A 23,280-nucleotide genomic window follows, 5' to 3' on the forward strand; every position below is an offset into this window, starting at 1 on the left:
CATATCCGGTAACAGGAGTGACAATGTCAAGCAACAGCACTGTATTTCTTCCAATGAATGCAAATAAGTTTCGTGAATCCCTTTATTGGGATAAATTACCCAGTGAATATAAGGAAACGTTCAACGTTATTTCAGAGATCTTACCGTTCCGTGTTAACACCTTTTATTTGGAGAATTTGATTGACTGGGATGCGGGTATTAGCGATCCCCTTTTTCAATTGGTATTTCCACAATCAGGTATGTTAACAGACTCACAATTCAATCGTATTCATCATGCTCAACGCGGCAGTCGTAGCGGATTGCTTGACGTGGTCAGAGACGTGCGCACAGAGTTGAATCCGCATCCTTCAGGCCAGGCATTTAATGTACCAACGATTAATGATCAGAAAATTCAGGGCATTCAGCATAAATACAATGAAACGGCATTGTTCTTTCCCAGTGCCGGTCAATCATGCCATGCCTATTGCAGTTTCTGTTTTCGCTGGGCTCAGTTTGTGGGTGAAACAGAGGATCGTTTTCAGTCACGAGATATTCGTCAGTTAATCGACTATCTGAAAATTCATCCTGAGATCACGGATATATTAATTACTGGCGGTGATTCAATGATTATGCGGACCCGGATACTTGAGCGCTACATTCAACCACTACTCGACGAAACACATATTTCAACAATACGGTTGGGATCTAAAGCACTTACCTACTGGCCGCAACGTTTCACGAGTGATGAAGATGCAGACGACCTCATGAGATTATTTGAAAAAATCACAGCAAGTGGCAGGCATTTAGCCTTTATGGCCCATATCAATCATCCACGGGAGCTGGCACCGGCACAAACCCAGCAGGCGATAAAACGAATACTGTCGACCGGGGCCGTCATCCGAACCCAGGCACCTTTGCTAAAACATATCAATGATAAACCAGAGACCTGGATAGATTTATGGACTAAACAGGTTCAGCTTGGTTGTATTCCTTATTACATGTTCGTTGAGCGGGATACCGGTCCGAAGCAGTATTTCGAAGTCCCTCTGGTAGAGTGTTATGACATATTCCAGAAGGCCTATTCAAAAGTCTCGGGGCTTTCACGTTCGGTCAGAGGGCCCATAATGTCGGCGACCTCAGGTAAAGTTTGTATCGACGGCATCATTGAACTCAATGAAGAGAAATATCTTTCTCTTCAGTATCTACAGGCTCGCGATCCGTCATTATGCAGAAAGCCTTTCCTTGCCAAATATGACCCGGATGCCGTTTGGTTTGATCAATTACAATGCGTGACATTACCACGCACAGATGGCACTCGAAAATTAGCAGCCTTAAATAATCGCATTCATGCGACTGAGATATTTTAATCCTCAAATATACCTGCCTTTTTTATTTTTATTGGCCTTAGGAATTATGATGAAACGAAAAATTAAGTTAGGTCTGTCCATTTGGCGTCATGGCTACCATGTTGCATCCTGGCGACTTCCTGAAGTTCCACAAGATAATATGATGAATATATGGCGTTTTATTGACGTTGCAAAAGCTGCCGAAAGAGGAAAATTTGATTTAGTGTTTCTGGCCGATGTCCTTGGCTCACACCATATAGAAAATGATTCAAGAACGAAAACGAAAGGCCATGCGGTTCATAAAAATGATCCCCTGCAAATCCTTTCGGCCATTGCTGTACATACCCGGCATATTGGTCTTGTCGCCACGGTATCTACAACATACGGTCATCCTTATAAAACTGCGCGTGCCTTCGCCACTTTAGATCAAATCAGTAACGGACGTTCAGGGTGGAACATTGTGACCTCACACAATCTGGAAGAAGCACGAAACTTCGGTCTTGAAAAGAGGCCGGATCCGGCCATTCGCTATGCGCGTGCCCAGGAGTTTATTGATGTCACAAAAGGGTTATGGGATAGCTGGGGTGATGATGCATTTCCTGTAAATAAGGAGACAGGGTTATATGTCGATCGCAGCAAAATGCATGTTCTGGCACATGAGGGGATACATTTTAAAGTCCGTGGGCCGCTGGATATTGTACGATCTCCCCAGGGCCAGCCCGTGCTCGTAACTGCTGGCGACTCAGACAATACCGTGACGATGGCCGGTAAATACGCCAATATTGTTTATGCCGGACAGCCCGACTTAGAGGGTGCAAGAGATTTTTATCAGCGAATCAAAAGCAAGGCCCGGGAGTACGGACGAGAGGATGAAGTCTTCGTAATGCCGGGAATGATGGTTTATGTCGGCCAGACGCGTGAAGAAGCACAGGCAAAATTGGACAGAGTGCAAGATCTCGTCACGCCCGATGTGGGGTTTGCCCTGATCAAACCCTTCTTCGGTGATTTAACGCACCTGGATATTAACGCCCCTTTCCCGCTTGATGTTGAAGCATTAAAACTTGAATGGATCAACAGCCATTTCAGCAAGCTTCTGCTTCAGAAAGCAGCAGAACATAAATACACCATCAAAGACATGTACCGGGCTATTGCCAGAGGAGATGACTGGCATATCACCATCGCAGGAACCGCTAAAGAAGTCGTTGATAAAATGGAGGAGTGGATCAATGCAGGCGCAGCCGATGGTTTTAATATCCAGCCTCCGGACACTGTCGGGGGCGTCAATGACTTTATTGATCTCGTGATCCCTGAACTCCAACGACGCGGACTGTTCCGTGAAGAATATGAAGGGAATACATTGAGGGAAAATTTAGGATTAAAACATCCGGAAAATGTGTTTTTTAACACCACAGAATCCGTTTAGTAGAACACACTCCGGATGTTCGTCTGGTCAGGAGAATCGGCCTGAGAGACAGGCTGATTCTCCTTTACAAGAAAAGCGCTTTGTTCTTATGAGAATAATCCTTCTCTTATGCCCTTTTTGAGAACCCTGCGATAGCTTGTCACATTCGTTCTTCAGAGATTGCTAAGATAGAGTCAGACCAATAAGAAATTCGGGAAATGATGATGAGCACACAATTGAGACAGGAAGCCTTTCACTTAATGCGTAAGGTATTCCAGCAACACACTGCGAGATGGCAGCAATGCATCCCGGAACTGACGAAACCGCAGTATGCAGTGTTACGCGCTATTGCTGAAAACCCCGGAATTGAGCAGGTCCAACTCACGGATGTCGCCTTCAGCAGTAAAGCGACACTGGCTGAAATGCTGGCACGTCTTGAAACACGCGGGCTGCTGATCCGTGCAGCCGATCCGGCAGATAAACGCCGGCGTTTTATTACACTGACGGCGGAGGGGAAAGCGGTTCTCGCGAAAATCCGGCCCGCCGGTCAGCAGGTAGATACTGAATTTCTGGCAAGACTTTCTCCGGACGATCAACAGCATTTAGTCCGTCTGCTGAAGTCGATGATGGAGGATTCAGTATAACTTTGCCGTAAACCCTTGTGGCTTGATTAGTGAAGGCCGCTTCGTTCCATAATTCCGGTCATTAATCTGCATTCAGCGCCGTATTGCCCCAAAAGGTACTAAGGCACTCTTGCACCGTCCCGATGATGAATGCTCACCAATAATAAGCCTATGAAAATCAACTTATTACGATTTCCGCTAATTGTTTTCGGCGCTAATTGTTTTCGGCGATTGATGGGCATAACTATACCCTCACTGTTAAATGGGACTTATCAAAATGGCGATACCCGCTTACCTATGGCTTAAAGATGACGGCGGCGCACACTGACAACTGGAAGTACCAAACGTCTCAAATTCTCCTATGTCGATAATCCTGGGGCATTTGTGGCGCGCTGGATCCCTTTCCCAGGTGTTGTAATTCCTGCGAGTGACATATCTCAAATTGTTTGGAAAAGCACCCGTCGTTACAACACCAGTGCGAGAGAGAATGACCGCTTATGGTGAATAATCAGGATGTCATAGATTGGTATAGCTCAAGATGGAATAAGACAGGTAAATGGCCTGTCACGATTGACACCAGCCTTACGACAGGACGCTATGTCTGGGTGTGGGAGACAGGCGAAGAAATCATGGATTATCAGTAAGTTAATTCGGAAAACCTACTCAACAGTGTACGGGCAACGCCCTGGGCATTCAGCCCGCGGATAGTGTTACAGCTGGGTCAGATTATGCAGAAAATCCTGAGTCTGCTTGGGTGATGTAAGACGAACAAAGCGAACATGCTGCCAGTCTGGATCGTTAAACAATGCCTGATATTGACGCCGGTTTTTCGCATAAGTTTTCAACGTCCAGAGAATAATCGAATCCCGGCTGAAGAAGCTCTTACGAAACGACTCACGGTTCCCTGTGCCTGCCCAGATTTCCTTTTGTCCCCATGCCCGGGTGACGGCGCGTTTCACCGCCTGATATAACGTACGTCCGAACGAATAATCTACCCACACGATCATATCGATCTGGCGCCATTTCACTGCCTGCGTACGTTTGTAATTTCCGTCAATCACCCAGCCGTCACTGGCCGCCAGTTTTTCTGCCAGACGGGCAAAAAATTCGTCATCCGGCGTGCCCTGCCAGTCCGGACGCCAGAACAGCGCATCCAGTTCAATATAAGGAATATTCAGTTTCTGAGAAATATTGCGTGCAAGCGTGGATTTCCCGCTTCCGCTGGTGCCAATGACATTGATTTTCACCGTATGACTCCTTATCTACTGTCGGATATTGCCTATGACCCGAGCAAAAAAGGCGCATATTTTGCCGCACTCCATTTCAGTTGTACAGGAAGATAAATTCACGCCCTGAACCATTACGCGCGGAACTTAATTGTTACGTGAATGTATTAACACACCAGAACGATGAACTTTTTGTGCTTTTTTTAGATTGCTAGCAACAAAGTTTAAGATATTTTACGACCATACCTGTACAGATTTGAAATCTTTGTATAACTTTCTGTTACCCCTGCTTCATCATTAGTCCGTCTTTTACGGGCGTGTTCAGCCTGGCCTTTGGAAGGAAAATTGGATTTCCCTTCTTCCAAAGGTTTTTTTCACGGCTGGGATTTCGTGATGCGCAATTCAATGATCAGATGAGTCAGGGCCGGAAATTGTGAAGAGAAACTTCACAATACTCTCTTTTCTGACTGGTAATAGGCACTTTTCACATGAGACAAGTCTGCTGAAAAGTTTAAGGAGGTCTACATGCAAATCGAAGCAGAACATACAGTTACAGAAATCAGTGATTATTTAAATGTTCGGGAAACGCCGACATTAAGCGAAGTGGAGATCCTCGGGACTATCGTTTCAGGACTTCTCTCCAGCCATTATCCGGTAAGCAATAAGGCCATCATTGAAGGTCTGGTGCGTCAGCTGGAACAGGAGACCAACGTCAGTAATCAGCAAGCTTGTCGCAACTTGTTAGAGCTGGTGTTGCTTTCAACGCAGGATGATGTGATCTAAAAATATTACCGGCCTGTTAAGGCATGATATTAACAGGCCGGAGTGCAATCATTTTTTTATTAAAGCGTTTTCAGCGTTGCTGCAATGACATCTTTAACTGGCGTAGTCGGACGACCAATCAGTTTGCTCAATGTATGGGAATCATCAAACAAGCCGCCTTTCCCGGCACCCGCATCAGAATCAGCCAGCATATTCGCCAGACCTTCCGGTAAACCGGCCCCGAGCAGCGCTTTGGCAAAATCCGCCTCCGGCAGGTTGATATAATCGACTTTTTTACCGGACTGACGGGCAATTTCGGCAGTGAATTCAGCCAGCGTGTAGGCATCATCCCCGGCCAGTTCGTAGATTTTACCGGCCTGATTTTCCTGGGTCAGTACTGCGGCGGCGGCTTCAGCATAATCCTGACGCGCAGCGGAAGAGATTTTTCCTTCACCCACTGAACCAATAAACGCGTTATGTGCCAGCGCCGGGGCAATACTTGCCGCATAGTTTTCGGTATACCAGCCGTTACGCAGCAGCACGAAAGGAATAGCGGATTCACTTAATGCTTTTTCTGTCGCACGGTGTTCAACACCCAGTCCCAGCGGACTTTTGTCTGCATGAAGCAAACTGGTGTAGGCCAGCAGTTGCACGCCTGCACGTTTTGCTGCATCGATGACCGCGTTATGTTGCGCTTCGCGCTGACCGACTTCACTGGAAGAAATCAGCAGCAATTTTTCGACACCTTCAAAAGCCGAATCCAGTGTGGCGGGCTGGCTGTAATCGGCCTGACGTACCTGAATACCCTGCTCTGCCAGGTCCTGCGCTTTTTGCGGATTACGTACCGCAGCAATTATCTGATGAGCAGGCACTTTTTTCAAAAGTGCGGCAATAACGAGGCGACCTAACTGGCCGGTAGCACCGGTAACTGCGATCATAGTGGTTTCTCCAAAAAGTCTTCGACAGAAAAGTTATACTTTAAAGACGCTAAAAGCGTCGCCGTAAGCACATCCTATGCGATATACTAACTTTTCGTAAGTACGCACCCAAAGGTTAGTATGAAAATAATTTCTTCCGGGCAACCCGCTGAACGTTTACCACTGACAGAGCAAATCCGCCGGGGCGAAGTGCTGGATCCCAACTGCCCGTCGCGCGAAATTCTACGCCACATCACCAGCCGCTGGGGCTTACTGATCCTGATCGCCCTCAGCGATAATACGTTGCGCTTTAGCGAGTTGCGCCGCAAAGTCGGTGGTGTCAGTGAAAAAATGCTGGCGCAGACTTTACAATCCCTTGAAGAAGACGGTTTCATCGACCGCCGCGCTTATCCGGTGGTGCCACCACATGTGGAATATTCTCTGACCCCGCTCGGCGTTGAAGTAAAAGATCAGGTTGCCGGACTTGCAGACTGGCTGGAGTCGAATCTGCATCGTGTGATGAAACAGCGTAGCTTGCATATTGCAGGCACGCAGTAATTAACAAAAAAACTTAACAAGTCCCCAAAAATTCTCACCTATCATTGATTCAACCCACCGACTAACATCATTTCATTGATTCGATAAATCCTTTTATTTTAATCAGCTGAGGTGATGTATGTCCCTGTCCCAGCCCCACCAGCAACATGTCACGCTCGTTATTACCCACAAGATTGCGCCAGCCAGCGAAACACAATACGAGGCCTGGCTGAATAAAATTATGCCGCAGGCCAGCACCTTTCCGGGCCATCTGGGCGTCAACGTTATACGCCCGAACCGCAGCGGCGATGCTTACACCATTCTGGTGCGTTTCGACACGCTGGAAAATCTCAACGCATGGCATAACTCGGATCTGCGTAAACAACTGGTCGCCGAAGTCAGCCCGCTGTTATTGCAAAACGACAACACCGAGGTGCGTCCCGGCGCCGAATTCTGGTTCACCCCGCCAAGTGCGAATGTCCGCCCGCCAGCACGCTGGAAACAATATCTGCTGACATTAGGGGTGATTTACCCATCGACTCACATTGTGCCCTGGTTTTGGGGGCAGTTTTTGCCGCAGCTTAAAGGCACCGAAGGCGGTCATTTACTTAATGACGCAACGGTCGTCGGGCTGGTGGTTTTCCTCTGGATGCCGATCGTTACACGCGTATTTCATTCATGGCTGACGCGCTCTTCCGCGCAATAACAGGAGATTTTCCAATGAATCCAATAAATAATGTTGCTTCACTGATCCTGCTTAACGGCAAGTTCCATACCGTTGACAGAGAAAAACCGCTGGCAAATGCCGTCGCAATCAAAGACGGTAAATTTCTGGCTGTCGGTACCGAAAATGAAGTGATGCAGTTTGCTGATGCACAGACGCAGGTGGTCGATTTGCACGGCCATACCGCCGTTCCCGGCCTGAATGACTCGCATCTGCACCTGATCCGTGGCGGTCTGAATTATAATCTGGAACTGCGCTGGGAAGGCGTACCTTCACTGGCCGATGCCCTGCGTATGCTCAAAGAGCAAGCGCTGCGTACGCCAAGCCCGCAATGGGTGCGCGTCGTCGGTGGCTGGACCGAGTTTCAGTTTGCTGAACGCCGCATGCCTACGCTCGATGAAATTAACCAGGCCGCACCGGATACGCCGGTGTTTATCCTGCATTTATACGACCGTGCCCTGCTCAACCGCGCCGCACTCAAAGTGGTCGGCTATACCAAAGACACGCCAAATCCACCGGGTGGTGAAATTCAGCGTGACAGCAACGGCAATCCGACCGGCATGTTGATCGCCAAACCAAACGCCATGATCTTGTATTCAACGCTGGCAAAAGGTCCGAAACTGCCGCTGGAACAGCAGGTGAATTCCACACGCCAGTTTATGCGTGAGCTGAACCGGCTCGGCCTGACCAGCGCCATAGACGCAGGCGGCGGCTTCCAGAATTATCCTGAGGATTATCAGATCATTGATGAGCTTCATCAGAAAAATCAGCTGACGGTACGCATTGCCTACAACTTGTTTACCCAGCGGCCGCAACACGAGCTGGAAGATTTTGAACTCTGGACTGACATGCTCAAACCTGGCCAGGGTACCGATTTCTACCGTCATAACGGCGCAGGTGAAATGCTGGTATTTTCAGCGGCAGACTTTGAAGACTTCCTGCAACCGCGTCCGGATTTACCGCCGGGAACTGAGGTCGAACTTGAACGCGTGGTGCGTCATCTGGTGGAGCACCGCTGGCCGTTCCGCCTTCATGCAACCTATGACGAATCGATCAGCCGGATGCTGGATGTCTTTGAAAAAGTGAACAGCGATATTCCGTTCAACGGATTGCACTGGTTCTTTGACCACGCGGAAACCATCACCGAACGTAATATTGAGCGCGTCAAAGCGCTGGGCGGTGGCATTGCGGTACAGCATCGTATGGCGTTCCAGGGAGAATATTTTGCTGACCGTTACGGTATCGAAGCCACTAAACATACGCCGCCGGTGGCAAAAATGTTGTCCGCAGGCGTGCCGGTCGGGCTGGGTACCGACGCGACCCGCGTTGCCAGTTATAACCCATGGACGGCGCTGTACTGGCTGGTTTCAGGTCGTACAGTAGGCGGCATGGCCATGTATGATGATGAGGCCCGCATTGACCGCGAAACTGCGCTGATGCTGTGGACACAGGGCAGCTCGTGGTTCTCCAGCGAACAGGGCAAGAAAGGTCAGATCAAAGCCGGACAGCTGGCCGATCTGGCGGTGCTTTCCGAAGATTTCTTCAGCGTGCCGGAAGAACGTATCAAGGGTATCGAATCAGTGATGACCGTAGTCGATGGTAAAGTGGTTTATGCTGCCGGCAGCTTCTCGCCTCTGGCTCCGCCAGCGATTCCGGTGCTGCCGGACTGGTCGCCGGTCACCACGGTACCCGGACATTACCGCTCTGCACCGCCACAAGGTGTTGCGCGTGTCGGGCTGGTTCGTCAGGGACATCAGTGCGTTGGCCCGTGCGGCGTGCATAAACACAGCCATGATATTGCCCGGGGTTCTGATGTCCCGGTGTCCGATGACAACGCCTTCTGGGGTGCTTTAGGGTGTTCGTGCTTCTCGTTCTGACCCTTTCAGAACAACATGGAAATGGCCTGTAACGCAGGCCATTTTTTCTGTCATCGTATCTTTTGCACGGGCTACGCCATACCCTATTATGAGCATTTGCTCATTAACAGGAACACCATGATGCGTGACCTCCCTCCTACAGCCACACTCCGTGCCTTTGAAGTGGCCACCCGCCACACAACGTTTACCTCAACTGCAGAAGAACTGTTTATTACACAAAGTGCGGTCAGCCATCAGCTGAAAAAACTGGAGGAAATCTGGGGCCTTCAACTTTTCCAACGGGGTAAAACCCTTAGCCTGACACCTGCCGGTGCCGCGCTCGCCCCTCTGGTACGGGAATTCTTTAGTAAACTTGAAACCACACTTGCGGATCTGCGTGAACAGAAAGGACGGGTGCGACTGCGTGTCAGCACCACCTATTCTTTCGCCTTAAAGTGGTTGTTACCGCGTCTGCCGGAATTAGCACGTTTGCATCCGGAGATTCTGGTGTCGCTGGAAAGTACGGATAAAGCCATCAACTTCGCCAGCGCAGATTCCGATGTAGCGATCCGTTTCGGACATGGTAATTATGCGGCACTGCATACAGAATTTATGTTCCGCGAACAATTATTTCCGGTGGCCAGCCCCGCTTTTTTAGCCAGCTTTGGTACCCCTTCCGGGCCTGCTGAACTGTTGCGTTTTCCCTTGCTGACGCGTGACGGAGCCGATCTGGTACCGAAATGGGATGCCTGGTTTAAGCTGGTCGGGATAAACACCGATGTGCTGCACGAGAGTGTACGCTTCGCCGACACCAATATGACGATTGAAGCCGCGTTACTGGGCCAGGGCATTGCGCTAGCGCGCAGCGGACACGTAGAAAAAGAAATCCGTGAGGGCAGTCTGGTCAGGCTCTTTGACGTCAATTTTCCTTCACCGGCCGCCTATTACTTCGTCTGTCCGCAAGGCATCGAAACGCAGCCACATATCATTAAATTCCGTAACTGGCTGCTGGCCGAATCACAACAGGCACAGTTAAGTTACCGCTGAAGTATGAATCATTGCTCATACCCCGATGACAACACTTCACTGTTAATCCGGGGACAGGCTGTTTAGCATCGGTACATGCCCGCTCATATTATTTTACTTACATTATTCGCCGCCCTGCTGCATGCCAGCTGGAATGCCTTATTACGCAGCGGTAATGACCGGTTGTGGTCGATGACCATCATGTGTGTGGCGATTGCGTTGAGCTGCGTTGTCATCGCGCCATTTCTGCCACTGCCTGCCCGGGCGAGCATCGGATATGCGGTGTTATCTGCCCTGCTGCATGTCAGCTATAACCTGTGTTTAATACGCAGTTATCAGAGCGGGGATCTCGGGCAAACCTACCCGGTTGCACGCGGCTCCTCGCCGCTGATGGTGACCTGTGGGGCAGCGCTGTTCGCCGGGGAGAAGATCGCTTTTAACACCCTTCTTGGCATCGCGCTAATTTCTGGCGGTATTCTTATGCTTGCAATGAGAAGCCGCAAACTGGCGATGCCAGGCCTGAAATATACCCTGGCTACCGGCGCGTTTATCGCCGCATACAGCGTAGTGGATGGAATGGGCGTACGCGTCTCCGGCAATCCGTTTTCCTATACCGTGTGGATGAGCATGTTATGGGGAGTGCTGATGCCAGTGCTGTATATCGTTCTGCGCGACACAAAAAGCTTACTGCGCTGGCGGCCTGGTTTACTCAGTGCGGCCGCGGGGGGGCTGGTATCGCTGCTGGCTTACGGCATTATTATTTATGCCATGACGGCCGCACCGATGGGTGCCGTCTCCGCGCTGCGCGAAACCAGCGTACTGTTTGCCGCTGTTCTGGGTTATTGGTTCCTTGGCGAAACACTCACGCTGAGAAAAATGCTGGCATGTGCGGTGATTGCCACCGGCACATTATTGATGGGTTAATCAAATCAGGAGAACTTAAAATGTCTGACCGCCCTGCTATAGCTCTGATAGGCCCCGGTGCGATTGGTACCACCATCGCCGCAGTACTGCATGAGGTGAACCGCACCCCGCTGCTGTGCGGGCGCACCGCACACCCCGAATTAATTCTGCGCCATGATGACGGCGAAATTGTAGTACCAGGTCCGGTACTGAACAATCCGTCAACCGTTACCCGTCCTTTCGATTTGGTTTTTGTTGCGGTGAAAACGACGCAGGTGGCTGACAGCGCTGGCTGGCTGACCACCTTATGCGATGAAAATACCGTTGTCTGTGCACTGCAAAACGGCGTTGAACAGAAAACGCTGCTGGAACCTTACGTTAACGGAGCAACGGTACTGCCTTCCGTCGTATGGTTCCCGGCACAACGCGAACCGGATGCTTCAGTCCGGCTGCGCGCCAAACCGCGACTGACGTTGCCGGATGTGCCAAAGGCAAAACGGATCGCTGAGGCGCTCAGTGGCACACGCTGTGCGGTTGAATTGTCATCCGATTTCCTCACGATCGCATGGCGCAAACTGCTGCAGAATGCGGTCGCTGGTCTGATGGTTCTCGCAAACCGCCGGGCAGGTATGTTCTCACGCGGGGATATCACGCAACTGGCACTGGCATATCTGCAGGAATGTCTGACGGTCGCGCGTGCAGAGGGGGCGGTACTTAGCGATACCGTTCCGCAAGAGATCGTTGAGGGTTTTCATCGTGCGCCGGCAGATTTAGGCACATCCATTCTCGCCGATCGCCAGGCTAACCGCCCGCTGGAATGGGATATACGTAACGGCGTCGTACAGCGTTATGGGCTCGCCCGGGGTCTTCCTACACCGATCAGCGACATTCTGGTCCCGCTGCTGGCGGCGGGGAGTGAGGGGCCGGGCTGATGCCCACAAAAAGGCCGCCGCGAACCTGATGCCAGCGGCAGCCTTTGCGTATTACGGCTTATAAATCCTTAAACGATCCCAGCCGGAATCCGCGTTCAGTTATCGCAATTTTGAGCGAGGCCGACGTCAGCACATCCAGCTCTGCCAGGCGCGGAGTGCAATATTTGCTCGCCATTATGGTGTTATCGATAAACGACGGATGGGTCATGATTTCCACGGAGCGGTCACCACGTTGTGTCGCGCTGTCCAGTGTTTGCACAAACAGGGCTTCTGAAACCGCCTCACCGTAGAAACTGCTGTCGAAACCGTCGGTACTCTTCGCGCCGCACAGCGCAATGTCGCCCCTGCGGATTTCCTCACGGTCTATGCGTACAGGAATGCCCTGCTCTTGTGCGAACGCCTCAACGATCGGGAAAATCTGCGGGAACATATGCACATGATGATGACTGTCGAGATGGGTCGGCAAATGGCCAAACAGAGCCAGGAAACGGTCGAACTGGCTTTGCAGTTCATGCCTGATTTCATCAAGCGGTAACGTACCCTGCCCGGCCATTTCCCAAATCCATTTGCCCAGTTCACCGTCGCGGACCAGACCCGGCATGGGTGACAACGGACGTCCAAGCGTCAGCACGAAGTGCATGCCCACGGCAAGATCAGAATTTGCTTTGCTCAGCGCCGCCGCGTGTTCAGCACTGGCCATATTGACCATCGCCGTCGTCGACCGCACCACGCCGTTGTTGAATGCGTCAATAATCCCGTAGTTTTGCGCTTTACAAAGCCCGAAATCATCGGCGTTCACTATCAGTAATTTATCCATAAATGTCCCGTTTGAACGCCTTCCCTTTTCGGGGAAGGCCATGGGTTATTTCAGCGCAGCAATGGTTTTGGCAAAATTTGGCAGCAGTTTTTCATGAGCCAGCAACATTTCGCGCGCCAGTATTTCGGCATCTTTATCGGAATGGATCAGCGGGCTGAGATTCATTGCCAGCAGAACATCATTGAGTTCACCGCTCAGTGCAGCCTCACTCGCGGCAATCTCAAACCCTTTGATGGTGTAAATCAGCCCCAGTACCTTTTCGTCAAAATGCGTGATACGCGGGTGTGGTTTTGCGCCGTCACGCCCGATAGTACAGGTCATTTCCACCGCCCAGTCAGCCGGAATGTTATCAACATGCCCGTTGTGCGGGAAATTGACGTACTGCTCGGTTTGTTTATCGTTGTAAATCGCGCTGATGACTTCGCAGGCCGCGTCGGAATAATAGGCCCCGCCGCGCAATTCCAGTTCTTTGGGTTTGACATTCAGATCAGGGTTTTTGTACAGATCGAACAGCTGCTTCTCAACCTTCTGTACCACCGTAGCGCGCGCGCCGCCTTTGTAGAATTCCCCCATTTCAATCGCCAGCATCTCTTTCTGCTTAAAGTAATACAGCAGATAAGAACACGGCAGCAGATTCAGGGAGCGGATCAGCCCTTCACTGAAGGGCAAATCAAAGATGTTTTTCACCGAACCGGCGGTGAGTGTGCCGGATGCTACGCCGTCAAGCAGTTCGGCGAAACGTGATTCGCCGTTGACCAGAACATCTTTGATGAACACCATGTGGTTCAGGCCAAACAAATCGATAGACAAATCATCCTGCGGTGCCAGCTTCAGCACATCCTGAATAAACATTTTCATGCCGACCGGGATGTTACATACGCCGATAAATTTTTTGAATTGGGTATGACGGAATACGGCTTCTGTCACCATACCCGCCGGGTTGGTGAAGTTAATGACCCAGGCGTCCGGACAGATTTCTTCGACATCCCGGATGATGTCAAAAATCACCGGAATAGTCCGCAGCCCTTTGAACAATCCGCCAGCCCCGTTGGTTTCCTGACCGAGATAACCGTGACTCAGCGGGATACGTTCATCCAGCTCGCGTGCTTTCAACTGGCCGACACGCAGTTGCGTGGTGACGAAATCGGCATCCGCCAGCGCTTCGCGGCGATCCAGTGTTTTATGCATCACAATCGGCACGCCTGCGCGCTCCACCATACGCTGGCAAAGGTTGAAAATAATGTCCTGTTTCTCTTTACCGGCTTCCACATCAACCAGCCATAATTCAGTAATGGGCAGTTCATCGTAGCGTTTAATAAAGCCTTCCAGTAATTCCGGGGTATAACTACTTCCGCCACCGACGGTGACGACTTTCAGTTTTTTACGCATAGGAACTCCCGTGCAATAATAATGCACTGCAAATTTAAACAGAGAAATAAATGATTCGGATTAATTAATACTGCATAACTTCTTCCGGTAATGATTCGGGGTGAAAGATGTCAGCTTTTTAAAGTTTTTAATAAACATACTCGGACTGCTGTAACCAGATTCAAATGCAATATCCGAAACCGAGTAATTCGTAATTTCCAGTTGCTTTTTGGCAAAATCAATACGGATTTCATTAATAATCTGCATCGGCGTTTTGCCATAATGTCGCTGCGTGGCTCGGCTAAGATATTCCTGAGATTTACCGGAAAGTGCCACCATATTCACTAATGCCTTGTCACCAAACTGTGCTTTATCATGCATCTTCTCAATGGTATTTTTAAGCCAGCCTGGCGCATCTGTCGCTACTTCGGATTCCCGGTGATGACGTAAACGGTTCACAATATAAAACGTCACCATTTCCAGAAACTCATTAAATTCCCCGTTCCTGAAATTCAACGAAGCAATCACAGATTCTATATAAGCCAGAAATTCAGTCTTAATCTGATAAACCTGTGATGCCACGAAGCGGGATGGCAATAAAGATAAATAATGTTGCTCAAAGAACGCTTTGCTGATCCCGACATTTAATATCCGTGTCGCACCAAACTCATAAAAGCTTTGGTGGTGAGATCCCAGCGGGATAAACACAAAATCGCCGCGTTCTAACAATACCCGTTTGCCATTGACGTTCTGGTAATACCGCCCGGTCAGTACCACTGTAAATTCATAGTAGTCATGCTCATGCAGCCCGGAAATACTTTCTACTTTGTTGTAGATGAACATGTGGAAATTCTGCCCGTCGAAGAGCTGATTTTCGCGCGCTGTCTTGATTTCCATGCTCAGTACCGGTGGCTGCATTAGGGATCCCTACGTTATTTTATTTTCTCATGAAGCTCAATGAGTTCCGCAATCAGCTCACGGGCCAGCATTGACGTCATCAGATGATCTTGCGCGTGCACCAGTACCAGGCTGACTTTGGTTTTCCCTTCGCCCTGATCGGCCTCAATCAGTTTGGTTTGTACCAGATGCGCTTCATTGAGTGCCATTTTTGACTGTGCCATTACCGCGTGCGCCTGCTCAAAATCTCCTTCTTTGGCCTTTTTGAGCGCTGCGTAAGCCAGGCTGCGCGCCTGTCCGGAGTTAATGATCAACCCCATGACCACTTCTTCGAGATCCTGCATTTCGTTTTCAGTTTCTACAATACTGTCTAAATCCATCATCCTGGTCTCTCCTTGATTGGCCGGATAACAGCGGGAAGATGGCCTCTGCCCGCCCTCCGTTGAGATTAAAATTTCAATGCGGCTGCAATGTCTTCTTCGCTTTCTTCTTCTTCAATGATCGCCTGCGCTTTGTTAGATAAGATCACGAATGGCATATACACCAGCGTGGCGACACCGAGATTGAACAACGCGACCAGCAGCGCAGCGATACTGCCGTTACTGTTAAAGAAGGCGCCCAGCCCGGTCGGCATGGTCCACGGCGCCAGGTTAGTCACCGGGGGAATGATCCCCAGAGAGTAAGCCGCAAGTGTGATAGCTGCGAGAATCGGCTGGACCAGGACAAACGGAATGAACATGACCGGGTTCATGATAATCGGCAGACCAAACAAAATAGGCTCGTTAATCTGGAAAATACCTGACGGCAGCGCCAGCTTCGCCACCTGGCGATGATCGGCACGGCGTGAAGCGATAAAGATGGCGATAATAAGCCCGAGCGTCGCACCGGAACCGCCCAGCATGATGTAGGAATCCAGCATCGGTTTTGCCCAGAAATGGAAGGTTTTCCCGGCATCAATGGCAGCGCTCACGGAACCGTACTCGGTGTACAGAGCGATATTTTCCAGGGCCCACGGGGTCATAATACCGTTGTCGAGAGCGGTCAGTGCGAGCGAACCGTGTACACCAAAGAACCACAGCAGGGAGTTGAAAATCACATACGCCCAGCCCACCACGCCGCCCATCGCCGCCAGAGGCTTGGAAATAGAATCCATAATGATCTGGTGGAAGTTATGACCATATAATCCGAGTAACCAGGAAATCATCCCGAAAATAAACAGAATAATAAAACCCGGAATGAGTGCTGAAAAAGATCGGGAAACAGAAGACGGCACACTCGCCGGCAAGGTAATAACCCAGTTCCGGCGAATGACAAAGGTAAACATTTCTGCGACAACCAAACCTATCAGCATACCGGAAATAATATTGGCGCCCCCTAACCAGTTTGCACCTACTGCATAGGCTTCGCCGACATTGTATGGCGTCACGGTCATAAAGGCCGCGACGGCTAATAAACCGGCGGAGAGCGAATCAACTTTACGTTCTTCCGCTAATGCCATGCCGATAAAGAACGGTGCCATCAGCGACATAATACCGAGCGTACCGTTATAAACATTAATACCGATGGTTTTCAGACCGGCCAGTGTATCGATAGTTGACGGGTCTAAACGCACACCTAATGAATAAAAGAAAGAACCGGCCCCGAAATTCAGGAATACATTATTAATTAAAACGAACATGGCACCCGCAAGGGTTAGCGGCATGAGTTTTATAAAACCATTTTTAATGGCATTAATATGCGGCTGTTTACCTATTTTGACGGCAAAAGGAAGGAGTATCTTTTCAAGTGAATCAATGGCTTTGCTCATTGGTATTTTCCTTTAATGCCGCCATCCGGCGGCCAGGGGAAGAAATTCGCTCTTTGACTGGAGTTCTCTTTGACTTAAAAATTTCAATATAAAGACGATCAATTTAAAAATAAGGAAAAATTAAAATTACTGCGCTGCTGCTTTTTTGATCGCAGCAACCGCTGCTTTCAGAACACCTAACCCATCGATTTTGCCGTACAGGCCAGAATCAATCACCTCAACCGGTTTGCCGGGCAAGACATTTTTAATTTCATTCAGCATATAAGCAATTTGCGGCCCAAGCAGAACGACATCTGCCGCCATACCCTTCTCAGCGGCCAGTGTTTCAGGAAATGCTTCGATAATGACCGGGACCTCATATTTCTCGGCCTGAACCTTCATTTTAGAAACCAGCAATGAAGTGGACATTCCGGCGGAGCAAAACAAATAAATGACTTTCTTTTCCATGATGAAACCCTCATATCCCGATAGATTGCAGCTCTGGCAACGGTTTTTCCTTCACCTGTGAGAATGTATTCAGAGCATATAAATGAAAATGATGAATCGTCTCTGCTTGAAAGCATTATACGGCATCGCGCCGGGACGCGATAATTCGGTGCTTACAGAAATCTTCTCTCCTTGACCATCCCCTATGACTCCCTTCACGTTTTGGGGAAATAATTCGCGAGGATAAATAAGACCGAGCCGGGCTGCAACGCAACAGAAAGTTAACATTTCCCCTTACCCAAGCAGGGAACAATATGAGAAACTGATAATGATTGCGCAAACATTACTATTTTGACGCCCGAATTCAGTGGTCAATACTTTGAATAAGAAAACAAATATCCAAAATGGCCTTTCCCGCACGGCCACGCTCGAAGATGTCGCACAGGCCGCCGGCCTCTCCCCGATGACGGTCAGCCGCGCCTTAAACAATCCTAAAGTCGTGCGTCCGGCAACCATTGCCCGCGTGATGGAGGCCGTAAAAAACACCGGTTACATTCCTAATATGCTGGCCGGCGGACTGGCCACCCGTCGCACAAAACTCATCGCCGTCGTGGTGCCGCAAATCAACAATAATATGTTTGTCGATACTGTACAGGCGATCAGCGACCAGCTCGCGGCGCGGGGTTACCACATGCTGTTGTGTATTGTCGGCTATGAGCCGGAAGATGAAACCGATATTGTCGCGACCTTGCTTTCGCGTCGACCGGACGGGATTGTGCTGACCGGCATCCATCACACCTCAGAACTGAAAAGAATCATTCTGAATGCCAATATTCCGGTGGTGGAGATTTGGGATCTGACACCTACGCCGATAGATATGCTGATTGGCTTCTCGCACGAAAAAGTCGGCAATGCCATCGGTGACTATTTCCTCAGCAAAGGTTTTTCCCGCTTTGGTTTTATCTGCGCCTCGGATCGCCGCGCCATGGTACGTAAAAACGGAGCCATCAGTGTGTTACGGACTCTCTCCGGGCACGATATTAAAGAAGTGATCGTCTCACGTCCGGCCAATATGGAAGTCGGGCGTCATGCACTCAGACAACTGCTTGCCACCGGTGAGCCGTTCGACGCCATCATTTGCAGTTCTGATACGCTGGCCCAAGGTGCAATTATGGAAGCCGAAGCACAGGGTTTATGTGTTCCGGATGATTTCTCGGTGATCGGTTTTGCGGATCTGAATTTTGCTGCCCACAACCGCCCGGCGATAACCACAGTCAGCGTTGAAAAGTGGGATTTAGGCATCCGCGCGGCGGATATGCTGGCGGATAAAATTGAAGGCATCGTGGTTGAAGAGCCGATTGTCGATATGGGTTACCGGCTGGTGATTCGGGAATCGGCTTAGGGCCCGCGCACATTTCAGTTTATGTTTTTGACCTTAATACTCCACCCCAACCCTCCCCTTCGCAGGGGAGGGAGCCGTGCTGCGTTATTATCCGAAATTGAAATCAATTCTTATTTGTTAAAAATGTTAGCTAACATTCACAACAACTAATAACAGGAACTTTCCGTGCGCAATTATATTGATCTAAATTCAGCCAGTGAAGACAGACAATGATCTTTGATAACTGATGCTAATTTAATTTGAGTTTTGGTAAATAGAAAATTTATAACTAGCTGTTTTAAAAGGATTTAAAATCTATTCCATGATTATTTAAAACCACCACATTAGCCACCGCACAGTTCGCATGGAATTTATTCATTTATTTTAGATGTAGCAGTGATATTATAAATTTGTACCCCAAAATAATAATAATTAACCCAAACTTAACATCAGGCATGTGAGAGTCGTAATTCTATGCTCCTTCAAAAAAAAACAACCCGTCGCAAGTTTTTACTTGGGTCGCTGATGGCTCTGCCGGTCGGCACCATAATGATGAAAGGATTGTCGGCGGCACAAGCTGCGGAAATGGCTGCCCCGGATTTACTCGATTATAAACCCATATTTTTCAGTACCGATGAGTGGCAGTTTATTATGGCCGCTGCTGACCGTCTGATCCCTGCTGGTGGCAAAGGTAAAGCACCGGGCGCACTCGAAACCAACGTGCCGATTTTTATCGACCAGCAAATGCACGGTGATTTTGGTGATGAAATTTACATGCAGGGCCCGTTCAATGTGCATGCTCCGGCCACAATGGGGTATCAGATCCCGTTCCGTCCGCAGCAAATCTACAAAACCGGCATTCGCCTGACGAACGCCTGGTGTCAGCAAAACCACCAGAAAGCCTTCCATGACCTCGCCGCTCAGGACAAAGACAACGTTCTGACGCAGCTGCAGAAAAATGGCATTCAGTTTGCGGATCTTGGTGAAGAGAACCTCGTGGCTTCGCAATTCTTCAGTGAACTGCTTTCAGATACCAAACACGGTTATCTGGCAGACCCGATCTACGGCGGAAACAAAGGGATGAAAGCATGGATAGCCATCGGCTTCCCCGGCGCCCGCGCCAGTTTCACCGAATGGGTTAAGCAGCACAATGTCCCTTATCCGCTGGGACCTGTGAGCCTGCAAGGCGCGCGTGCCTGAGTGCCCGCCCTATTACCGTTTTCTGATGAATGACAGGATTAAAGATGGCAAAAGTAACTAAACCGGAAGTCGACGTTGTTGTTGTCGGCCTCGGCTGGGCTGGCTCACTGATGAGTATTGAGCTGGCAATGGCGGGCCTGACCGTGCGCGCGCTTGAGCGTGGCGGCGATCGTGGTTATGAAGAATTTGCTTACCCGAAACCGGCGGACGAATATGCCTACGCGGTACGCAATAAAGTCATGGCGACCCCGGCAGAAGCCGCCGTCACCGTGCGTTACAACATGCGTGAAACTGCCCTTCCGACCCGTAAATGGGGTGCATTTGCGCCGGGTACCGGCGTTGGTGGTTCCGGTCTGCACTGGACAGCGGTATTGATTCGCCCGACGCCGACTGATTTAAAACTCAAAACCTACGCTGACGAGGCTTACAAACCGGGCATCTTACAGGAAGATATGCGGATCATGGATTTCCCATTCACATGGGATGAAATTGAGCCGTATTACACTAAGTTTGAGCACATCTGCGGCCAGTCCGGCAAAACCGGCAATCTTCGTGGTCAGATTATGGAAGGTGGTGATCCGTTCGAAGGGCCCCGCTCCGAGCCGTATCCCCTGCCTGCACTGGAAGATACGCTTAACAGCAGTATGTTTGCTGAAGTGACCAAAAAGATGGGCTATCACCCGTTCCCGAATCCGTCAGCCTGTGTCTCCCGCGCCTGGACTAACCCTTATGGCAACCAAATTGCACCCTGTAACTACTGTGGTTATTGCAGTAAATATCCGTGCCTGAACTACTCGAAAGCCTCACCGCAGACGGCGGTCATGGATGCACTTAAACGTATGGATAACTTCTCCTATGAAGTGCATGCCAACGTGCTGAAAGTCGAACTGCATGATGATAAGAAAACCGCGAAAGGCGTGATCTACATGGATGCAGACGGCAACGAGTGTTTCCAGCCCGCCAAAATCGTGGTGCTGAGTAGCTTCCAGTTCTGTAACGTGCGCCTGATGCTGCTGTCAGGGATCGGCAAGCCTTATAATCCAATTACCGAAGAAGGCGTGATTGGCCGTAACTATGCGTTCCTCAGTAACGGCGGCTCTACGCTGTTCTTCAAAGACAAAAACTTCAATCCGTTCGCTACCGCAGGTGCCACCGGCCAGATGTTCAACGACATCTCTCCGGGCAACTTCGACGGCCCTGCGCTGGGCTTTATCGGCGGCGCGAAAATCCACAGTTCGCAGGCCACCGGCACGCCAATCAGCACCTCGCTGCCAAAAGGCACGCCTGCGTGGGGCACCGGCTGGAAAGAAGGCATGGAAGAATGGTACGGCCATTCAATGAAAATCAGCATTACCACCACCTGCCAGTCTTATCGCGATATCTATCTGGATCTCGATCCGAACTATAAAGATGAATATGGATATCCGCTGCTGCGCATGACCTTCGACTGGAAACAAAACGAACTCAAATTGCAGCAATATCTGAAAGGTATCGTTGGCAATATCACTAAAGAGCTGAATCCGGACAGCTACAGCGAAAGTTTCCTGCCGATGGACGCGCACTTTGACCTGACAAAATACGTTTCCACGCACAACGTGGGCGGCGCGGTGATGGGCGACAACCCGAAAACTTCTGCGCTGAACAAGTTCCTGCAAAGCTGGGATGTACATAACGTCTTTGTGCCGGGCGGTAATGCCTTCCCGCAAAACTTCCAGGCCAACCCGACCGATACCATCGGTGCGATCACCCTGATGGCAGCGCAGGCAATTAAAGATCAGTACCTGAAAAATCCTGGTCCACTGGTTCAGGCATAAGCGGAGATGAACAAGATGAAACTCAAAAGTTTATTTATCGCTAATGCCTTGCTGCTGGGTGCAGGTTTTATGGCGAATGCGCAGGCAGCCACGAATGCACAAGCCGACAACGTCGCGCTCATAAAACAAGGTGAGTATGTGGCGCGCCTGGGCGACTGCGGCGCGTGTCATACGGTGGCTGGCAAACCGGCGTTTTCCGGCGGGCTGGCGATCAACTCGAATCTGGGCACCATTTATTCGACCAACATTACGCCGGATAAAGACCACGGCATTGGCGGTTATACCGAAGCCCAGTTCTCGGATGCGGTGCGTAAAGGCGTGCTGCCGGATGGCACCCGTTTGTATCCGGCGATGCCTTACCCTGATTACGCCAAAATCAGCGATGAGGATATGCACGCGCTCTACGTTTACTTTATGCAGGGCGTAAAACCGAGCGCGGAACAACCGCCGGAAACGGATCTGAGCTTCCCGTTCAGCCAGCGCTGGGGCATGCGCTTCTGGAACTGGGCGTTTGCGTCTGACAAACCATTCCAGCCAATCGGCGGTGCGTCCGCACAGGTTAACCGCGGCGCTTATCTGGTGGAAAGCCTGGGCCACTGCGGCAGTTGCCACACTCCGCGCGGCTTCGGCATGAATGAAAAAGCACTCGACAGCAGCGACTCTGATTTTCTGGCGGGTGGCAGCCTCAATAACTGGGACGTCCCGTCGCTGCGCGGCGTAGCGCACTGGAACGAACAGGAGATCGTCGATTATCTGGGCAAAGGGCGTAACGACAAAGCGGCGGTAGGCGGCGAAATGACGTCTGTGGTGGAAAATAGCACCGCCCATATGACCGATGAAGACCTCAAAGCCATTGCGGCATACATCAAGTTCCTGGGCGGTAATCCACCGGTTCCGGCACAAGATTCGCAGAAAGCCAGCGCGACCGAAGCCAGACTGACGGCAGCGAAAAATCTCACCGAAGGCGAGCGTCTGTATCTGGATAACTGTGGTGCCTGCCACTTTGTGACTGGCAAAGGCGCACCAGGCGTGTTCCCGCAGCTGGATCAGGCAACGATTGTGAACGCGAAAGACCCGACAGGACTGATCCACACCATTCTCGCGGGTGCACAGCAACCTTCAACGGCACGTGCACCGTCGACACTGGTCATGCCGGGCTTTGCCCACCGTCTGACTGACGAAGAAGCAGCACAATTGTCGACCTTCATCCGTCAGGGTTGGAGCAACAACGCACCGGCTGTCACAGCAAAAGACGTCAGTGAAGTGAGAAAAACTCTGGCTCACTAAACGTTCTGCTCATCAACAAACGGCTTTCCTCACGGAAGGCCGTTTTTATG

22 protein-coding genes and 1 pseudogene are annotated in these 23,280 nt (G+C 50.3%); 15 read left to right on the forward strand and 8 right to left on the reverse strand.

Annotation, left to right across the window (positions count from 1 at the left end; genetic code table 11):
• Positions 1 to 23 precede the first annotated feature (23 nt).
• The 4 genes and pseudogenes from EVX52_RS08170 to EVX52_RS25750 all read left to right on the forward strand — a co-directional run.
• Positions 24 to 1,346, forward strand: a complete 1,323-nt coding sequence (locus tag EVX52_RS08170; protein WP_129953468.1) for a KamA family radical SAM protein — start codon at positions 24 to 26, stop codon at positions 1,344 to 1,346.
• Between the two features lie 46 nt (positions 1,347 to 1,392).
• Positions 1,393 to 2,748 carry an LLM class flavin-dependent oxidoreductase gene (locus EVX52_RS08175; RefSeq protein ID WP_165385168.1) on the forward strand — a complete coding sequence of 452 codons (1,356 nt, stop codon included), beginning with the start codon at positions 1,393 to 1,395 and terminating at the stop codon, positions 2,746 to 2,748.
• A 203-nt stretch (positions 2,749 to 2,951) separates the two neighbouring features.
• Positions 2,952 to 3,371, forward strand: a complete 420-nt coding sequence (locus EVX52_RS08180; RefSeq protein ID WP_129953466.1) for a MarR family winged helix-turn-helix transcriptional regulator — start codon at positions 2,952 to 2,954, stop codon at positions 3,369 to 3,371.
• Positions 3,372 to 3,668: 297 nt separating this feature from the next.
• A pseudogene (locus tag EVX52_RS25750) lies at positions 3,669 to 3,854 on the forward strand (STM2901 family protein); the annotation flags it as partial.
• Between the two features lie 206 nt (positions 3,855 to 4,060).
• Here the strand turns inward: EVX52_RS25750 and EVX52_RS08190 are convergent.
• A complete protein-coding gene (locus EVX52_RS08190) occupies positions 4,061 to 4,597 on the reverse strand; it encodes an adenylate kinase (RefSeq protein ID WP_129991062.1) in 537 nt (178 codons plus the stop codon).
• Between the two features lie 504 nt (positions 4,598 to 5,101).
• Between EVX52_RS08190 and EVX52_RS08195 the strand changes: the two genes are divergently transcribed.
• Positions 5,102 to 5,359 (forward strand): biofilm/acid-resistance regulator YmgB/AriR, encoded by a 258-nt coding sequence (locus EVX52_RS08195; RefSeq protein WP_129991063.1) that lies wholly within the window; start codon positions 5,102 to 5,104, stop codon positions 5,357 to 5,359.
• Between the two features lie 59 nt (positions 5,360 to 5,418).
• On the opposite strand, the gene EVX52_RS08200 is transcribed toward EVX52_RS08195, so the two are convergent.
• Positions 5,419 to 6,276: an SDR family oxidoreductase gene (locus EVX52_RS08200; protein WP_129953463.1), complete on the reverse strand. Its 858-nt coding sequence runs from the start codon at positions 6,274 to 6,276 to the stop codon at positions 5,419 to 5,421.
• A gap of 120 nt (positions 6,277 to 6,396) precedes the next feature.
• Between EVX52_RS08200 and EVX52_RS08205 the strand changes: the two genes are divergently transcribed.
• The 6 genes from EVX52_RS08205 to EVX52_RS08230 all read left to right on the forward strand — a co-directional run bounded on the left by EVX52_RS08205 (position 6,397) and on the right by EVX52_RS08230 (position 12,233).
• The gene (locus EVX52_RS08205) at positions 6,397 to 6,813 is read left to right on the forward strand and encodes a helix-turn-helix domain-containing protein (RefSeq protein WP_129953462.1); all 417 of its coding nucleotides are present in this window, start codon (positions 6,397 to 6,399) and stop codon (positions 6,811 to 6,813) included.
• Positions 6,814 to 6,931: 118 nt separating this feature from the next.
• Complete coding sequence (locus tag EVX52_RS08210; RefSeq protein WP_129953461.1) at positions 6,932 to 7,498, forward strand: antibiotic biosynthesis monooxygenase; 567 nt, start codon at positions 6,932 to 6,934, stop codon at positions 7,496 to 7,498.
• Between the two features lie 14 nt (positions 7,499 to 7,512).
• The gene (locus EVX52_RS08215; protein ID WP_129991064.1) at positions 7,513 to 9,393 is read left to right on the forward strand and encodes an amidohydrolase; all 1,881 of its coding nucleotides are present in this window, start codon (positions 7,513 to 7,515) and stop codon (positions 9,391 to 9,393) included.
• Between the two features lie 120 nt (positions 9,394 to 9,513).
• Positions 9,514 to 10,419: a transcriptional regulator GcvA gene (gcvA, locus tag EVX52_RS08220; protein WP_129991124.1), complete on the forward strand. Its 906-nt coding sequence runs from the start codon at positions 9,514 to 9,516 to the stop codon at positions 10,417 to 10,419.
• A 75-nt stretch (positions 10,420 to 10,494) separates the two neighbouring features.
• Positions 10,495 to 11,322, forward strand: a complete 828-nt coding sequence (locus EVX52_RS08225; protein ID WP_129953459.1) for a DMT family transporter — start codon at positions 10,495 to 10,497, stop codon at positions 11,320 to 11,322.
• Between the two features lie 20 nt (positions 11,323 to 11,342).
• On the forward strand, positions 11,343 to 12,233 hold the full coding sequence (locus EVX52_RS08230; protein ID WP_129991065.1) for an oxidoreductase: 891 nt from the start codon (positions 11,343 to 11,345) through the stop codon (positions 12,231 to 12,233).
• Positions 12,234 to 12,291: 58 nt separating this feature from the next.
• Here EVX52_RS08230 and chbG read toward each other — a convergent pair whose 3' ends face one another.
• The 6 genes from chbG to EVX52_RS08260 form a co-directional block, all read right to left on the reverse strand.
• On the reverse strand, positions 12,292 to 13,050 hold the full coding sequence (gene chbG / locus EVX52_RS08235) for a chitin disaccharide deacetylase (protein WP_129991066.1): 759 nt from the start codon (positions 13,048 to 13,050) through the stop codon (positions 12,292 to 12,294).
• Between the two features lie 45 nt (positions 13,051 to 13,095).
• A complete protein-coding gene (locus tag EVX52_RS08240; protein ID WP_129953456.1) occupies positions 13,096 to 14,439 on the reverse strand; it encodes a 6-phospho-beta-glucosidase in 1,344 nt (447 codons plus the stop codon).
• Between the two features lie 60 nt (positions 14,440 to 14,499).
• The gene (gene chbR / locus EVX52_RS08245) at positions 14,500 to 15,336 is read right to left on the reverse strand and encodes a transcriptional regulator ChbR (RefSeq protein ID WP_129991067.1); all 837 of its coding nucleotides are present in this window, start codon (positions 15,334 to 15,336) and stop codon (positions 14,500 to 14,502) included.
• 14 nt (positions 15,337 to 15,350) lie between these two features.
• Positions 15,351 to 15,698 carry a PTS N,N'-diacetylchitobiose transporter subunit IIA gene (gene chbA, locus EVX52_RS08250; protein WP_129953454.1) on the reverse strand — a complete coding sequence of 116 codons (348 nt, stop codon included), beginning with the start codon at positions 15,696 to 15,698 and terminating at the stop codon, positions 15,351 to 15,353.
• A gap of 65 nt (positions 15,699 to 15,763) precedes the next feature.
• The gene (chbC, locus tag EVX52_RS08255; protein ID WP_129953453.1) at positions 15,764 to 17,122 is read right to left on the reverse strand and encodes a PTS N,N'-diacetylchitobiose transporter subunit IIC; all 1,359 of its coding nucleotides are present in this window, start codon (positions 17,120 to 17,122) and stop codon (positions 15,764 to 15,766) included.
• A 126-nt stretch (positions 17,123 to 17,248) separates the two neighbouring features.
• Positions 17,249 to 17,572: a PTS sugar transporter subunit IIB gene (locus tag EVX52_RS08260; RefSeq protein ID WP_255466699.1), complete on the reverse strand. Its 324-nt coding sequence runs from the start codon at positions 17,570 to 17,572 to the stop codon at positions 17,249 to 17,251.
• 355 nt (positions 17,573 to 17,927) lie between these two features.
• Here EVX52_RS08260 and EVX52_RS08265 point away from each other — a divergent pair, with 355 nt between their 5' ends.
• The 4 genes from EVX52_RS08265 (at position 17,928) to EVX52_RS08280 (ending at position 23,230) form a co-directional block, all read left to right on the forward strand.
• Positions 17,928 to 18,950: a LacI family DNA-binding transcriptional regulator gene (locus tag EVX52_RS08265; protein WP_370278321.1), complete on the forward strand. Its 1,023-nt coding sequence runs from the start codon at positions 17,928 to 17,930 to the stop codon at positions 18,948 to 18,950.
• Positions 18,951 to 19,403: 453 nt separating this feature from the next.
• Positions 19,404 to 20,129: a gluconate 2-dehydrogenase subunit 3 family protein gene (locus EVX52_RS08270; RefSeq protein ID WP_129991069.1), complete on the forward strand. Its 726-nt coding sequence runs from the start codon at positions 19,404 to 19,406 to the stop codon at positions 20,127 to 20,129.
• A gap of 44 nt (positions 20,130 to 20,173) precedes the next feature.
• On the forward strand, positions 20,174 to 21,943 hold the full coding sequence (locus EVX52_RS08275; protein WP_129953449.1) for a GMC family oxidoreductase: 1,770 nt from the start codon (positions 20,174 to 20,176) through the stop codon (positions 21,941 to 21,943).
• 6 nt (positions 21,944 to 21,949) lie between these two features.
• Positions 21,950 to 23,230 (forward strand): cytochrome c, encoded by a 1,281-nt coding sequence (locus tag EVX52_RS08280; RefSeq protein WP_129991070.1) that lies wholly within the window; start codon positions 21,950 to 21,952, stop codon positions 23,228 to 23,230.
• The last annotated feature ends 50 nt before the right edge of the window (positions 23,231 to 23,280 follow it).

The organism is Rahnella sp. CFA14(1/10) (genome assembly GCF_004195095.1).
GTDB classification, from domain to species: domain Bacteria; phylum Pseudomonadota; class Gammaproteobacteria; order Enterobacterales; family Enterobacteriaceae; genus Rahnella; species Rahnella perminowiae.

Excerpts from the sequence above, each read along its gene's own strand:
- EVX52_RS08270 (WP_129991069.1), top strand. The coding sequence starts at position 19,404 with ATGCTCCTTCAAAAAAAAACAACCCGTCGCAAGTTTTTACTTGGGTCG.
- EVX52_RS08210 (WP_129953461.1), top strand. The coding sequence starts at position 6,932 with ATGTCCCTGTCCCAGCCCCACCAGCAACATGTCACGCTCGTTATTACC.
- EVX52_RS08275 (WP_129953449.1), top strand. The coding sequence starts at position 20,174 with ATGGCAAAAGTAACTAAACCGGAAGTCGACGTTGTTGTTGTCGGCCTC.
- chbC (WP_129953453.1), bottom strand. The coding sequence starts at position 17,122 with ATGAGCAAAGCCATTGATTCACTTGAAAAGATACTCCTTCCTTTTGCC.
- EVX52_RS08170 (WP_129953468.1), top strand. The coding sequence starts at position 24 with ATGTCAAGCAACAGCACTGTATTTCTTCCAATGAATGCAAATAAGTTT.
- EVX52_RS08195 (WP_129991063.1), top strand. The coding sequence starts at position 5,102 with ATGCAAATCGAAGCAGAACATACAGTTACAGAAATCAGTGATTATTTA.
- EVX52_RS08280 (WP_129991070.1), top strand. The coding sequence starts at position 21,950 with ATGAACAAGATGAAACTCAAAAGTTTATTTATCGCTAATGCCTTGCTG.
- EVX52_RS08200 (WP_129953463.1), bottom strand. The coding sequence starts at position 6,276 with ATGATCGCAGTTACCGGTGCTACCGGCCAGTTAGGTCGCCTCGTTATT.
- EVX52_RS08180 (WP_129953466.1), top strand. The coding sequence starts at position 2,952 with ATGAGCACACAATTGAGACAGGAAGCCTTTCACTTAATGCGTAAGGTA.
- EVX52_RS08230 (WP_129991065.1), top strand. The coding sequence starts at position 11,343 with ATGTCTGACCGCCCTGCTATAGCTCTGATAGGCCCCGGTGCGATTGGT.
- chbR (WP_129991067.1), bottom strand. The coding sequence starts at position 15,336 with ATGCAGCCACCGGTACTGAGCATGGAAATCAAGACAGCGCGCGAAAAT.
- EVX52_RS08225 (WP_129953459.1), top strand. The coding sequence starts at position 10,495 with ATGCCCGCTCATATTATTTTACTTACATTATTCGCCGCCCTGCTGCAT.
- gcvA (WP_129991124.1), top strand. The coding sequence starts at position 9,514 with ATGCGTGACCTCCCTCCTACAGCCACACTCCGTGCCTTTGAAGTGGCC.
- EVX52_RS08175 (WP_165385168.1), top strand. The coding sequence starts at position 1,393 with ATGATGAAACGAAAAATTAAGTTAGGTCTGTCCATTTGGCGTCATGGC.
- EVX52_RS08215 (WP_129991064.1), top strand. The coding sequence starts at position 7,513 with ATGAATCCAATAAATAATGTTGCTTCACTGATCCTGCTTAACGGCAAG.
- EVX52_RS08205 (WP_129953462.1), top strand. The coding sequence starts at position 6,397 with ATGAAAATAATTTCTTCCGGGCAACCCGCTGAACGTTTACCACTGACA.
- chbG (WP_129991066.1), bottom strand. The coding sequence starts at position 13,050 with ATGGATAAATTACTGATAGTGAACGCCGATGATTTCGGGCTTTGTAAA.
- chbA (WP_129953454.1), bottom strand. The coding sequence starts at position 15,698 with ATGATGGATTTAGACAGTATTGTAGAAACTGAAAACGAAATGCAGGAT.
- EVX52_RS08240 (WP_129953456.1), bottom strand. The coding sequence starts at position 14,439 with ATGCGTAAAAAACTGAAAGTCGTCACCGTCGGTGGCGGAAGTAGTTAT.